Raw genomic sequence first — 13,345 nt, forward strand, 5'->3', positions numbered from 1 at the left:
TTTTCTCCCAAGCGCCGCTTTCATTCCCACACTGTGAGAACCCTGTAACCGGCCGGTATTACCAGCCGGAACGGATATGCATTTCCTGATGCTATAAATTAGTATAATCTAGAATTGGTCTATTTTAAGCGTGTCCCGAAAAGTGCGAAGCGGTTTTCGGACAAGATACGAATAAAAGCAAATAGATAGAGCATATCCGCCCTGCAGGTTTCTCACAGACATTTCCGGCAACAATGCCGGTCATACGGACTGTTTGATATACGCGCATTTTGACCGGAATGCCCCCTATTTTCCGGAGAGACGCGTAAAAGCTTTGTTTTCAAGCATAGTTTGCCGGATACCGAATAGTTTCCGGCGCTAAGCTACAACAGGAGCGCCGCGCCCCCGCGGCGGATGATGATGGAACTGGATATTGTTTCACTATCCCGTCTGCAATTTGCAGTCACCGCCATGTACCACTTTTTGTTTGTTCCTTTGACGCTCGGCCTGTCTATTCTGCTGGCGATCATGGAAACGGTCTATGTAATGACCGGCCGCCTGATCTGGCGGCAAATGACAAAATTCTGGGGTACATTGTTTGGTATTAACTTTGTAACCGGTGTCGCCACCGGCGTTGTGATGGAATTCCAGTTCGGTATGAACTGGAGCTATTACAGTCACTATGTCGGGGATATTTTCGGTGCGCCGCTGGCGCTCGAAGGGCTGATGGCTTTCTTTCTGGAAGCAACCTTTATCGGCCTGTTTTTCTTCGGCTGGGATCGCCTGTCCAAAATCGGGCATTTGACCGTGACCTATCTGATGGCGATCGGCTCCAATATTTCCGCATTGTGGATTCTGGTGGCCAATGGCTGGATGCAAAATCCGGTCGGATCGCGCTTTAACCCTGAAACCATGCGTATGGAAATCACGGACTTCTTTGCCGTTGTTTTCAACCCTGTTGCGCAGGCCAAGGTCGTGCACACGGTCTCGGCCGGTTATGTCACAGCTTCCATTTTCATTCTCGGTGTTTCGGCATGGTATATGATCAAAGGCCGTCATCTGGAACTGGCCAAACGCTCGATGACTGTGGCGGCTTCTTTCGGTCTGGCCGGTGCTTTGTCGGTTGTGGTGCTGGGGGATGAAAGCGGTTATCTGACATCCGATCATCAGAGCATGAAAATGGCTGCGATTGAGGCCATGTGGGATACAGAACCGGCTCCGGCATCCTTCACGCTGATTGGTGTGCCGGATCAGGAAAACCGCGTGACCCATTATGCCATTCACATTCCCTATGTGATGGGGCTGATCGGTACGCGCTCTCTGACCATTGAAATTCCGGGTATTAACCAGCTGGTTTTGCAGGCTCAGGATCGCATCCGTGACGGCATCAAGGCCTATGATGCCTTGCAGACAATCAAAGCGACGCCACGGGGCGAGCAGGCACCGGCAGAAGCCAAACAGGCTTTTGAACAATATGGTGAGCGTCTGGGTTATGGTCTGCTGCTGAAGAAATATGTTGATGATCCGCGCACTGCTACGGATGAGCAGATCGTGGCTGCCGCCAATGATACTGTTCCGGGTGTGCTGCCGCTGTTTATTGCCTTCCGTGTGATGGTGGGCCTGAGCTTCTATTTCCTGTTGCTGACCGGTACCTTCTTTTTCCTGTCTGCACGCAGAAAACTGGACAAACACCGCTGGCTGCTCTGGGTTGCGGTCTTCTCTATTCCTCTGCCTTGGCTGGCTGCAGAAATGGGCTGGCTGGTTGCGGAATTCGGCCGTCAGCCATGGAGTATTGAAGGAGTTCTGCCGACAGCCGTGGCGGTCTCCAATCTCAGCCCCGTAACCGTGCTGATCTCGCTGAGCGGATTTATCCTGATCTATACAGTTCTGTTCATTATTGAGATGGGCGTGATGATCCGTGCGATCCGCAACGGGCCGCAGCCGGATCATGCTCCGGTTTCCGCACCCTTTGAGAAACCTGTTCCCAGTAAACCGGTACAAATCGGGGAGGCAAAATAATGGTTTTGTCCGAACTTCTTGATTATTCAACCTTACGCCTGATCTGGTGGGTATTGCTGGGTGTGCTGCTCATCGGCTTTGCGGCGATGGATGGTTTTGACCTTGGTATTGAAACCATGCTGCCATTTGTTGCCCGCACCGATCTGGAACGCAGACTAGTGCTGGAAACCATTGAACCGGTCTGGGAAGGCAATCAGGTCTGGCTCATTCTGGCCGGCGGTGCGATTTTTGCCGCATGGCCGCAGCTTTATGCGGTGTCTTTCTCCGGCTTCTATCTGGCGATGTTCATCATTTTGTTCGCACTGATCCTGCGGCCGGTCGGCTTTAAATACCGCAACAAGCGTGAAAGCTCGCTGTGGCGCAACAATTGGGACCGGGCATTGTTCATCGGTGGTTTTGTGCCGTCGCTGATTTTTGGTGTGGCTGTCGGCAATGTGCTGCTCGGCGTGCCGTTCCGTATCAATGACGATATGATGATCTTCTATGAAGGTTCATTCTTTGCCTTGCTTAACCCGTTTGCGCTGCTGGCAGGTCTGATGTCAGTCATCATGCTGGCCATGCATGGTTGTGTGTGGCTCTGTGTCAAAACCACAGGCATTGTGGCTGAGCGTGCTAAAAAATACGGTACGCTTCTCGCATTGCTGACAGTGGTCTTTTATGTCGCCGCAGGGCTGTATCTCTGGAAATCCGGTCTGGGTTACCGCATTACCAGTGAGATTGATCCGAACGGCCCGTCGAACCCGCTGTTTAAAACCGCAGTGGTTGAGCAAGGCGCATGGCTTGCCAATTATCTGCGCTATCCGGCTCTGTGGGCTGTGCCTGCCCTCGGCCTGCTGTCGCCTTTCGCGGTGATCCTCTTTTTGTGGGCACGGCGTCCGCTCGTGGCATTGCTGTTCGGTAAATTGTCGATCTTCGGTGTGATTACATCGGTGGGTGTGGCAATGTTCCCGTTCATCCTGCCATCCTCGCTGAATCCGAGTGCCAGCCTGACGGTCTGGGACAGCTCATCCAGCCATCTGACCCTGTTCATCATGCTGATCAGCACCGGCATTATGCTGCCGATCATCATGCTCTATACGAGCTGGGTCTATTATGTGCTGCGCGGAAAAGTGACGGAAAGCGATCTGGAAGAGGGGCATTACTGATGCCCGTTTTCGTCATCATTTCTGTCTCTTATATAATATGAGGTTTTAAATGTGGTATTTCGCCTGGGTTTTAGGACTACCTCTCGCAGCGGCTTTCGCGGTGCTCAACGCCATGTGGTATGAGCTGGTGGATGATGCTGCCAAGCGCAAAGAACATAGCCATACAGGCTCTGAGCATTAAATAAAAAAGCCGGTCTGAGTTTTCTCAGACCGGCTTTTGAGACCTGTCAGAACCGGTAATTCACACCGATTTTGAATGTATGAAAATCAAGCGAATTGGATGCTTTGCGTCCGTTTTTAACACTCGACGATCCTTCATGCTTGACGGTCTCATAGATCGCTTTTTCATAAGGCTCACAATATTGCGGGAACTGAGTGCAGAAGTCACCCATGCCCGGCTGTTTTGACGGGTCAACAATCTCAACACCAATCTTTTCCTGTGTTTCCCAGTCACGCATGATACCGGCACGGGCATTGTTAAAGTTGAAATTGGTTTTGCCGAAACGTGTGTAGGAATAATCCGCCATCACCGACCACCGGTCATTAATGGCATATTCAATCCCGCCGCCGGCTGTCCAGCCGAAGCGTGTTGCTTTCTCCTTTTCAGTCAGCGCAATTTCTGTGACCTTGTCAGAACTGTCTGCACTGACACGATATTGCTCGCGCGACTGGCTCTCGCGGGCAAAGGCCACACCGCCGGTGCCGTAAAGCATCCATTGGTTATCCAGCGCGTAACCAAGCTTACCGCGCACAGCGGCGGCCCAGTCAATGTCATAGAGGGTCTGCGCCTGCACATTGCCGGTACCGGCAAAATCGCCTTCTGTTGTGCGGGCTTTATGTGCAGCATTCAGATAGGTTTTGCTCCAGTCTGCACCGATGCCCAGTACCACACGATTTGGTAATTGCCAGTTATAACCGGCCTGCACACCAAACAACCCGCTATCCATGCCGAAATCAGCGGATTCCGTTGCCGAAACAGCATTGGAGGTGCCGTCGAGAGCGGTTGTGTTGCCCCATATACGGCCAAGAACACCACCGGCATGGGCACCGGCATAAAGGCCTGTCCAGTCAATCGGAGCGCCTTCAGCCGTTGGACGCCGTGTCAGGAAGGATGGTAGAGATGGCAATTGTTGTTCACCACCGATCTCGGCTGTGAGGCTGGCATAGAAAGTACGGCCCGGTCCCGGCTGCGTCACAAGCCCCAGAGGATCAATGTAGAATTTATCAAACACATTCTCGACGCGGAATGCCGCTGTCAGATTGTCGGTGATTTTATATTCTGCAAACAGGTCAACAAGCGCATAGGGCTTCCAGAGCACCGGTGTGATGAATTCAGATGCGCCCTGTGCAGTCACATCGCCATGACCGATAGCGCGCGGCCCCGTATAGGAGACACGACCGCCGAGCATCAGCCGTTCTTCCAGCAGTTTCTGCGACAGGGTCAGATCAACGGAATATTTCGGTTGCACATGGTTGGTGGCATAGTCACCATAAAGGCTCTTACTGTCGCAGCTGTCGGGTGTCCGGCAATATTCAACATTCAGATAATAATTGGCTGCAAGGTCGGCCGTGAAGCCGTCCAGCTCATAGCGGCCGGAAAATTCCAGACCGGAAAACTTCGCGCGGTGGATATTGCCGATATTCAGGGCAAAATTGCTCGGATTTTTAGTGTCATAAACAATATTGCGTGAAATGTAGTTTTTAACATCCCAGTTGAAGTAACCGAGTTTCAGCATCCCCGTATCTTCATCGGTAAGCAGGCTGTTACGAACGACATTGGTGCCGATTTCCCAGTTACTGGAACGCTCAGGCTTTACATCCGTATTTGCAGTAACGCTGTTGAATGCGGAAACGGATTCAATAATGCTCGGCGCACGCAGTGTATTGGAATAATTGACATAGAACTGGGTCTGTTCCCACGGTTCAAAAGTCAGACCGACAGACGGGCTGAAACCGCCATCATTGGTTCTGGAACCCTGTCCCTTTGCATTCTTGATCTGATTGCGCTCATAGGGATCAAAGCGGTCTTTCGACCAGAAATGCGAATAGCGCAAACCGCCATTCACAGTGAGCCAGTCAACAGGCTTATATGCAGCCTTCGAATAAGTCGCGATTTCATGGCGGATCGCATCACGCGGTGTCATCCAGCCTTCCAGAGCTGCGGAATGTTCACTGCCGCGCGTATCTTCCACACGGAAAGACGTGCCGTAAGTCAAATCCAGATCGCCTGCATCAAAAGTGAAAGAGGATTTGTTCTGGACATCCCCGCCCCACATATCACTGTCAGATCCGACACGGAAATCGGCAGGCAGGCCGATCCCTCCCGGTGTAACACCACGACCGCCACGTACCGGATTACGCAATTGCAGATGCGTCCAGTAGAGATTGGCGCGCAGATCAATCAACTCGTTGTCTTCCGGTTTCCAGTTATAACGCGCAGTCACCGTGTCGAGGCTGGTTCCCGCGGTTTGCTTTTGCTGTATGGACTGGTCTTTAATGCCGCTCAAGCGTGAGGCCAGCCTGTCACCGGCCTCGCTGCGATAACCCATATAGCCGAGCTGCACTTCATGATCATCCGCAAAACGGGCATTGAGTTTTGCCAGCCATGACTCGGTTTCCAGCTGGGTGTTGAGGACTTCCTCACCCGGACGGTAATTGGTCAGCCCCTGATTGGCATAATATTCGTTCCAGTAATTACTCGGGCTTCTGGGTGTGCAATGAATGGCAACCATTGAATTACAATAAGGCTGTCTGCCCAGATTGACCGGATCGGCCGCTGCAGAACCACGCGTTCCTGCATGATAATTGCCCTGTTTGCGCCGCGCATAACCGGCCAGAACATCGATTGAATCGCCTTTATAGGCGCCGACAATACTGCCGGAAGCGGATGTCGGAGACAGGAATGACGGCCTGTCCAAACCGTCTTTTGAACCGACAGGGGCTTTCATTGCATCCCATGGCGCAAAGGGCCACTGATAACCGCTCAGAGCGCCGGCCAGCGGTTTGGACGTGTTGCCGCCAATGCCGCCTTTAACGCGGATACCCCAGTGATTACCGTCTTTAACAATATCATCCACGCCGACGGTGCGCATACTGACCGAACCGGCATTGCCCCATGAAGCGGTGTCTGCGCCCTTGTTGATTTCCACGCCAGCAATAAAATCAGGATCAACAAAGGTACGGTTGGAAACACCCTGATAGCCCTGATAGACGGTGACGGAGTTTTCCGCGCCGTCAATGGTTGTGGATACGCGCCCCATGCCTTGCATACCGCGAATATTGACATCAATTGATCCTGCACCATTGCGGGCTTCACCGGATTTGACACCGGGTGTACCGCGGAACATATCCGCAGGGCTGGAACCGCGATAACGCTCAATTGTTTCGCCGGAAATATAGGTGGTTGGTGCTGCCGTTTCATAAGGCGCTGTTGCGGCGGCGATTGCTCCGCCGCTGGAAACAGTTATCTGGTTCAGAATGAGTGAGCCGTCCGGCGCAGCGCCGCCGGTATTGGCGGCAAGACGCTCGGTAATCAGCACGGATTTTGTACCGGTGAAATTATAGGTCAGGCCGGAGCCTTGCAAAATCCGCGCCAGTGCCTGCTCTTTGGTGGCTGCACCTGAAATCCCCGGAGAAGATTTCCCGCGCACGACGGCAGGTTCATAGGATAGCTGGGTGCCGGATTGGCTGCCAAAGGCTGCGAGTGCACGGTTGAGCGGACCGGAAGGAATATTGAAGCCTGTCTGTTGCTGTGCCTGTGCATTGAAGCTGGTTGCTGTCAGAACCACGCCGGTTATCATTGCGGTGGTTGCCAGCAAAGCGGCTATCATGGCTTTGCTGCATTTGGTGTGTCGTGCCGCTTGTTTGGTGGCGCCTGTCATGCCTGCTCACTCCGTCGGTCAATCATTACAGGCGTTTTTTCTGCATGAGAAAACGCCCTCATATTCTTCTTTACGAGTGGCGGATAAAAATATTCAGTTTTTACTCATATTTTATACGGAAGAGACAATTGTCAGCAAAGACGCAATTTTTCGTGTTTTAGCGCCAAAAGGCCGGACAACTGCTGCAATGGCTGCATCAGGGTCGTTAAGATCAAACACACCGCTGACCGTGCGTGATCCGAGTGAAGGATCAGCGATCAATACGCGCCCGTTTTGCCAACGGGAAATTTTTGCACAAAGGGCGGCAACGGTTTCATTTTCCGCAAACAGCATATTGGAGCGCCATGCTGCAATTTGTGATGGCTCCTGATCGCCGCGGGTAATCCGGCTGGTTGTACTGTCAAAACTAAGCCACGTACCGGCCTCCAGCTTTTCTCCTGCCGGTGTGCCGGTTCTGGCTTCAACACTGCCATGCGCTACGGCCACAGAGAGAAAGCCTTTTTCTGCAGAAACATCAAAAGCCGTGCCCAGCGCAGTGACCAGCATAGGGCCGGTTGAGACGGTAAAAGGCCTTGCGCTGTCCGGCTGAACCTGAAAATACGCCATGCCGGACAGCAGCCCGATACGGCGGTCTTGCTCGGAAAAATCAACGGCAATTGCACTGTCAGGCCCCAGCGTTGCGAGGCTGCCGTCAGGCAGGGGAATGTCCCGGATCTCTGCCGTGGAGGTGATGTGATCGGCCTGCGACAGCAGCCACAGCTGCGGTACTGTCAGTGCGCCGGTGGTCAGGGCTCCAAGGCCGAGTGTGGTTCCGGCGATAAAATTGCGGCGGGATAATTTGCTTTTCTCCGGTATTTTCCGGTTTTCTGAGAACAAAGTGCCGGTCATGCCATGAATGGCAGCCACACGCGCCCAGGCTGCGGCATGGGCAGGGCTGCGGGTGACCCATGTTTTAATCATGTCGGCAGAAACGGGATTAACGGGGTCATTTTGCAGACGGATAGCCAGATCGGCTGCTTCACGAAACAGCCGCTGTGCTTCCTCTGTCTCATCAGCGGAATTGGTCATATGTTTCAAGCCTGTCCGGATAGATTACTGTCTCACTTCTGTTTACGAATGAGCGTGGCTAATTTTCAGTATATGGGGAAATTTGTCACAGTCCGGTAAGGCGCCTGTCAATAAATTCATAGGCATCTCTGATGAGGGTCCATGTTCTGCCCACGGAGAGATTAAGTTCCGCTGCAATCGCCGCAATGGTCATCTCATCCATACGATGCATCTCGAATGCTTTGCGTGTTCGGGCGGGCAGTTCCTGCAAAGCCTGTTGTGCCAGCATCAGTTTTTGCCGGTCATAGACCTGTTTTTCCGGTGAGGGAGAGGGGTCAGCAATGGCAGAAAAATCTTCGGGTGTGAGATCGGCTCTGCGCAGCAAACCTTCACGCCGCTGATGATCTGTACCGAGGTTGCGCGCAATTCTGAACAAATAGGCTGCTGGATTATAAGTGGTTTTGCTTTCCGCAGGGGGAGAAACCAAAACGCGTAAAAACGTGTCCTGCGTCAGATCGGCAGCCGTTTCTTCAGGAAGCCCTCTGCGGCGTAATGATTGTATAATATCACGCGCATGTTTTTTAAAAAGATGATGGAGATCCCACATCTGTGTAACCGTTTTCTGAAAGCATATGCGTCCGGCTCGTCAGGCAATGATGATAGAATAAATCTTGACTATAATAATCAAGTTTATTTTGCAAGGCATAAATCTCGCTTCAGATACGGGCAGGGGCTATGCCGGTGAGTGTAACCCAACGGCATAGCGGTCTGGTTGTCCCTGCGAACCTTAAAAATTGGCCGTCAGAGATGCATAGAATGTCCGGCCTGGTCCCGGCTGCTGTGCAAGGCTGAGCGGATCGACATAGAACCGGTCTGTCAGATTTTCCACGCGCACGCTGGCGGTATAAGTGTCGTTGATTTTATATTCTGCAAACACATCTACCAATGTGTAAGGCTGCCAGTTGATCATCGTGATAAACTGCGACATGCCCTGACCTGTGACATCACCATGTCCGCTCGCACGCGATGCGGTATAGGAAATGCGACCGCCGACTGTGAGTGCATCATCCAGCAATTTCTGGGTCAGGGTCAGATCTATACCATATTTAGGCGGTACCTGATTGGTGGCATAGTCGGCATAGAGAGATTTGTTTTCACAGGTTTCAGCGGTACGGCAGAACTCCACATTCAGATAATAATTGGCAGCCAGTGTGGCTTCGAAACCGCCGAGCGCATAATTCGCCGACATTTCAAAACCGGAGAAACGGGCGCGGTCAATATTGAAAATGCGCACATTCTGGGAGTTTGCATATCTATGAAAATCGCGGGCGATGTAATCTTTTACATCCCAGTTGAAGTAACCCAGTTTGAGCATAGCCTGATCTGTACCGGCAATCAGGTCATTCTGAATGAAGTTCGCACCGATTTCCCAATTGTTCGCACGCTCAGCTTTAGTGTCTTCGTTTACAGTCATGTTGAAAGCGGACACGGCCTCCATAATGCTCGGAGCGCGTAAGGTACTGGAATAATTGGTGTAAAATTGTGCGCCTTCAAACGGCTCGATTGTTACGCCAAATGACGGGCTGAAACCGCCCTGTTTGAAGCGGGCTTTTCCATAGACCATGTCGGGGTGGTTAATATGAGTTTGGCTACGATCACGCGACCACATATGGGAATAACGCATCCCGCCATTGACCGTCAGCCAGTCAACCGGTTTGTATGCCGTTTTGATATAGGCCGCAGCTTCTTCACGGGTGCCGTCACGCAGATCAAGAAACGTGTCCCATTTCCTTGTGGCTTCTGTCGGCTTGGTATCTTCCTTTTTGTATGATGCACCATAGGTCATATCAAAATCACCATAGGGAGTCGTGAACTGTGAACGGTTGCTGATATCGCCGCCCCATGTCCACAGGTCCGGTCCGGATTTAAAGTCGGCTGGTGCATCTGCCGGCAGCCAATCGGTCGGGTTGCGTTGTTTCAGTTTCGTACCCCAGAGATTGGCTTTCAGATTAATCAGGTCATTGTCGGCAGGATCCCAGCGATATTTAAATGTTCCTGTATGCGCTTCCATATCCGTCGTCAGGCGGTGTTGTTTGGCTTGTAACTGGAGACTGTTCAAAGCATTGGCCTTAATGGCACCTGCTTCACTATCGAAGCCTGTATAACCAAGCTGAATACTATGCCCGTCACCAAACATTACCTTGCCTTTTAGTAGCAGAGATTCTGTTTCCAGTTGGGTGTTGAGAACCTGCTCGCCCGGGCGGAAATTGGCAATACCAGTGTTCTCAATAAAGTTCGGAAACCATTGGTAATTAGATGGAACATTACAGTATTGAAGGCAGGCTATCATGCCGCCGCGATTAATAATATCTGCAGCAGGTCCGTTTTTGCCTGCATGATAATTGCCGCGCTTACGATAGGCATAACCTGCCAGCAATTCGATATTTTCATCCTGCATTGCCGCAACGATACTGCCTGAGCCATTTGTTGGCTTTAGAAAAGCCGGGCGGTTCATTGTGTTATCAGAGGCAGAAACTTTGGAATTGTTAACATAGTCTATATCTGACTGCTGCGGGAGAGGGTATCCTCGGTTTTCAATTTTGTAGCCAGCAACGTTACCCTCTTCAGGTTTGCTGGAATTGGTGCCGAAACCGCCTTTCACACGCAGGCCGAAGCGGCTGCCTTCCTTGACAATATCGCCCGCCTCAATTGTACGCATGGCGACCGTACCGGCAATGCCGCTGGATGCAGCATCAGAGCCTTTTTGGATATCAATGCCGCCGAGAAAATCCGGATCAACAAAGGTGCGGTTCGAGATGCCCTGATAGCCCTGATAGACATTAATGGCATTTTCCGCACCGTCGATGGTGGTGGCCACGCGCCCCATGCCCTGCATACCGCGGATATTCACATCAATCGCACCGGCACCATTGCGGGCTTCACCGGACATCACGCCCGGTGTGCCGCGGAAAATGTCTGCAGGGCTTGCGCCGCGAAAACGCTCAATCGTCTGCTCTGAAATATAAGAGGTCGGTGCTGCCGTGTGATATGGCGCTTCAGCCGCGGCGATTGAACCGCCATTGGTCACGGTGATTGTGTTCAGCGTCACGGTGCCGTCCGGTGCAACTACGGATTGGGCGCTTCCTGCCGGATCATGAATTGTGAGCGTTGTGCCCTGAATAGAGTAATTCAGGCCGGAGCCGGACAGCAATCTGCCCAGTGCCTGTTCCCGTGTCATCGTGCCTTGCACAGCAGGGCTTGTCTTGCCGGATACCATATCGGATCGCATCAACAGTTTGAGACCGGCACGATCAGCAAAACCGGCCAGTGCTGAACCCAGATTTTGTGCGCGGATATTGAAACTGATCGTCTGCGATACAGTGCTCTGCGCATGGGCAATCATCGGCAATCCGGTGCCAAGCACTGCAATAAACGCAACCGAAGCCAGAAGTCCGGCCTTTTGCGCATGTTGGGACAAAGAGAGCTTTTTCGCCTTGATGATAGCCTGCATGGAAATATTCCGCCTTACCAATATGACACATTCCGGCCTCCGCTCATGACGGAAATTCCGGCCTCATAATTCAAAGACGAAACGGCGTGGCTGATCTTGCACCGGTAAAATATAAAAATATGATTATTTTTATCATAAATTTGAATCGGGTAGTTTTTTAGCGCAAAATTGTCACAAAAGGCAGGCGGATCACGGAGACAGGCAGGGTGGTTTCAATAGCCTGTAAAATTTCTTCCGGCTGGCTGAGATCAAAAACGCCGGTGACCTGCAATGTTTGCAGGCGGTTGCTGGCAAGAACAATTGTTCCGCCGCGATGACGCTCAATTTCTGTAACGACTTCGCGGAGCGGCTTGGCGTTGAAAATCAGTTTGCCGCGGCGCCATGCGGTTTCAATGTCGGAATCCACCTCTTCCGGTGCGGATATATTACCTGTGTCTTCATAGCGGATGCGGGTATTAGCACCGGCGACCACCATATTGCTTGTCTGGTTTGCGGGCTGTATCCGGCTGCTGACGCCGACAGTGCCTTCAATCACCGTGACAGCAACCTGCTGAGGTTTGATATCAATATCAAAAACCGTGCCCAGAGCACGGGTCTGCCCGTCAAGTGCCTCAACGATAAACGGGCGTGCCGCGTCTTTTGCGACAGTAAACAAGGCTTGCCCTTCATAGAGGGTCAGGCGTCTCTCATTTGCTGACATATCAACGGAGAGTGCAGAACCGGCATTGAGAAACACGGTTGAACCATCAGTCAGCGTAATGCTGCGCTGCTCACCTGTACCGGTTGTATAATCGGCATAGAGACGCGGCCCGATGAGTCCCGTCTGATGCAGCGCGGCACCGCCGGTTATCAGTCCGGCTAGCCCGAGAACTGTGCGTCTGGTGAATTGTTTTTGCTTTGCGGATTTACGCAGGCTTTTACCGGCACTGCCAATACCGTGCCACAGTGCCTCGGCCTCGCGTGCAGCCATTTCATGCTCAGTGCTTTGACGGCGCCAGTTCGCAAATCCTGCATGATCCTGTGCGGTTGCCCGTCCGGAGCTGAGCTGCACAATCCGGTCGATAGCCTCATCGCTTAAGCTGATATCCGTTTTATATTTGATTTTTCCGGGCATAGCGGCTCAGGTGAGTGTACGAAAATGATCGCGGCAATGGCGCAATGCCTGCGCGAGATAACGTGCGACCATGCTTTCCGATACACCCAGACGGTGAGCAATCTCATAATGGGTCAGCAGGTCGCAACGTGCCAGCAACAAGGCTTTGCGCGGCTTTTCCGGTAATTGCAGCAGAGCGTAAATAAGCTGTCGCAATTGATCCCGGTCAATCGCAAAAGCTTCCGGTGACGGAGCAGTATCGGCAATCGCCTGTAATGTTTCTTCGTCACTGAGGCAGGCTTTGTGATGGCGTTGTTCTTTGCGCAGCAGATCAATCGCAATATTATTGGCAATCCGCATGATGAATGCGCGATGATCGCGAACCTCAGAAGAGCGTTCCTGTATTTTGGACAGGCGCAGCCATGTTTCCTGCAAAGCATCATCGGCCAGCTCATGGGAGCTGGTGCGTTTTTTGAGCTTTTCACGCAGCCATTTCAACTGCCGTAAATAGACAGACAACAGGTCTGCAGAATGATCGGTTGATTGAATGCTCATGCCGTGTGACTGCGTGCAAGGGGGGCGAATGAATGGACTTATAATACTATACAAAAATACTCATATTTAAAAGCTGAAAAATTTCGGCGCAGGAATATCCTGTGTGTAGCGCTGA

General features: G+C 52.0%; 9 protein-coding genes. 3 read left to right on the forward strand and 6 right to left on the reverse strand.

All coding sequences use genetic code 11. The features are described 5' to 3' along the window. The first annotated feature begins 399 nt into the window (after window positions 1-399). The 3 genes from LDL70_RS17135 to cydX are packed head-to-tail and all read left to right on the forward strand — an operon-like array spanning window position 400 to window position 3,324. Window positions 400-1,998, forward strand: coding sequence for a cytochrome ubiquinol oxidase subunit I (locus LDL70_RS17135; protein WP_033315882.1), 1,599 nt, complete (start codon window positions 400-402; stop codon window positions 1,996-1,998). Then, window positions 1,998-3,143: a cytochrome d ubiquinol oxidase subunit II gene (gene cydB, locus LDL70_RS17140; protein WP_116088342.1), complete on the forward strand. Its 1,146-nt coding sequence runs from the start codon at window positions 1,998-2,000 to the stop codon at window positions 3,141-3,143. The genes LDL70_RS17135 and cydB overlap by 1 nt, the downstream gene beginning before the upstream one ends. Window positions 3,144-3,192: 49 nt before the next feature. Then, a complete protein-coding gene (cydX, locus tag LDL70_RS17145; RefSeq protein ID WP_116088341.1) occupies window positions 3,193-3,324 on the forward strand; it encodes a cytochrome bd-I oxidase subunit CydX in 132 nt (43 codons plus the stop codon). 46 nt (window positions 3,325-3,370) lie between these two features. On the opposite strand, the gene LDL70_RS17150 is transcribed toward cydX, so the two are convergent. From LDL70_RS17150 to LDL70_RS17175, 6 genes are all read right to left on the reverse strand, one after another. Further along, window positions 3,371-7,024: a TonB-dependent receptor domain-containing protein gene (locus tag LDL70_RS17150; RefSeq protein ID WP_225688669.1), complete on the reverse strand. Its 3,654-nt coding sequence runs from the start codon at window positions 7,022-7,024 to the stop codon at window positions 3,371-3,373. Window positions 7,025-7,135: 111 nt separating this feature from the next. Further along, on the reverse strand, window positions 7,136-8,092 hold the full coding sequence (locus LDL70_RS17155; RefSeq protein WP_225688671.1) for a FecR family protein: 957 nt from the start codon (window positions 8,090-8,092) through the stop codon (window positions 7,136-7,138). Between the two features lie 85 nt (window positions 8,093-8,177). Further along, the gene (locus LDL70_RS17160; protein ID WP_121993562.1) at window positions 8,178-8,678 is read right to left on the reverse strand and encodes an RNA polymerase sigma factor; all 501 of its coding nucleotides are present in this window, start codon (window positions 8,676-8,678) and stop codon (window positions 8,178-8,180) included. 180 nt (window positions 8,679-8,858) lie between these two features. Continuing rightward, window positions 8,859-11,582: a TonB-dependent receptor gene (locus LDL70_RS17165; RefSeq protein ID WP_225688673.1), complete on the reverse strand. Its 2,724-nt coding sequence runs from the start codon at window positions 11,580-11,582 to the stop codon at window positions 8,859-8,861. Window positions 11,583-11,739: 157 nt separating this feature from the next. Continuing rightward, on the reverse strand, window positions 11,740-12,696 hold the full coding sequence (locus tag LDL70_RS17170; RefSeq protein ID WP_225688675.1) for a FecR family protein: 957 nt from the start codon (window positions 12,694-12,696) through the stop codon (window positions 11,740-11,742). 6 nt (window positions 12,697-12,702) lie between these two features. After that, on the reverse strand, window positions 12,703-13,230 hold the full coding sequence (locus LDL70_RS17175) for an RNA polymerase sigma factor (RefSeq protein ID WP_225688677.1): 528 nt from the start codon (window positions 13,228-13,230) through the stop codon (window positions 12,703-12,705). Window positions 13,231-13,345: the final 115 nt, after the last annotated feature.

The organism is Pseudochrobactrum sp. XF203, assembly GCF_020341615.1.
In the GTDB taxonomy this organism is placed as follows: Bacteria; Pseudomonadota; Alphaproteobacteria; order Rhizobiales; family Rhizobiaceae; genus Pseudochrobactrum; species Pseudochrobactrum saccharolyticum.

What these genes read in the sequence shown, in the direction of transcription:
- cydX (WP_116088341.1), top strand. Translation starts at nt 3,193, where the DNA reads ATGTGGTATTTCGCCTGGGTTTTAGGACTACCTCTCGCAGCGGCTTTC.
- cydB (WP_116088342.1), top strand. Translation starts at nt 1,998, where the DNA reads ATGGTTTTGTCCGAACTTCTTGATTATTCAACCTTACGCCTGATCTGG.
- LDL70_RS17155 (WP_225688671.1), bottom strand. Translation starts at nt 8,092, where the DNA reads ATGACCAATTCCGCTGATGAGACAGAGGAAGCACAGCGGCTGTTTCGT.
- LDL70_RS17160 (WP_121993562.1), bottom strand. Translation starts at nt 8,678, where the DNA reads ATGTGGGATCTCCATCATCTTTTTAAAAAACATGCGCGTGATATTATA.
- LDL70_RS17135 (WP_033315882.1), top strand. Translation starts at nt 400, where the DNA reads ATGGAACTGGATATTGTTTCACTATCCCGTCTGCAATTTGCAGTCACC.
- LDL70_RS17165 (WP_225688673.1), bottom strand. Translation starts at nt 11,582, where the DNA reads ATGCAGGCTATCATCAAGGCGAAAAAGCTCTCTTTGTCCCAACATGCG.
- LDL70_RS17175 (WP_225688677.1), bottom strand. Translation starts at nt 13,230, where the DNA reads ATGAGCATTCAATCAACCGATCATTCTGCAGACCTGTTGTCTGTCTAT.
- LDL70_RS17150 (WP_225688669.1), bottom strand. Translation starts at nt 7,024, where the DNA reads ATGACAGGCGCCACCAAACAAGCGGCACGACACACCAAATGCAGCAAA.
- LDL70_RS17170 (WP_225688675.1), bottom strand. Translation starts at nt 12,696, where the DNA reads ATGCCCGGAAAAATCAAATATAAAACGGATATCAGCTTAAGCGATGAG.